The sequence below is a fragment of the Lachnospira pectinoschiza genome (assembly GCF_020564355.1).
GTDB lineage: Bacteria > Bacillota > Clostridia > Lachnospirales > Lachnospiraceae > Lachnospira > Lachnospira intestinalis.
Window position 1 is genome coordinate 1 of record NZ_JAJCRR010000048.1, and the last position, 398, is coordinate 398.

The following is a 398-nucleotide window of genomic DNA, read 5'->3' on the forward strand; positions in this document are numbered from 1 at the left end:
CCCTCTCGCAAGAGAGGGAAATAAGGCATTATTTATACAATTATTATTCATATTCAAAATATCATAGTCGAGGTTATACAAAAATGAAAAACTTAAAAAAATGGGTCGCTCTTACAGTTGCACTGACGGGGGTGGTTGCCTTTGGGAAACCAGCTTTTGCCAACCAGTTTAACTTTAGCGTAAAAGCAATTCTTCCAGAAAATCAAGCAAGCAAGGCATCTTATTTTGATCTTCTTATGACACCAGGGCAAGAACAGACACTTACTGTAGAACTGAGCAATTCAACGGACAAAACAGTTACTGTTGAGCAAGGTTTAGCAAGTGCAACGACCAACCTAAACGGGGTCGTAGAATATTCGCCCAATAAAATCAAGCCTGATGCTTCATTAAAGTATAAT

1 protein-coding gene is annotated in these 398 nt (G+C 38.4%); it reads left to right on the plus strand.

Annotated features, from left to right (window positions below; genetic code table 11):
* Positions 1-83 precede the first annotated feature (83 nt).
* The coding region (locus tag LI288_RS14185) for a DUF916 domain-containing protein (protein WP_227091090.1) at positions 84-398 on the plus strand (315 nt) is incomplete at its 3' end.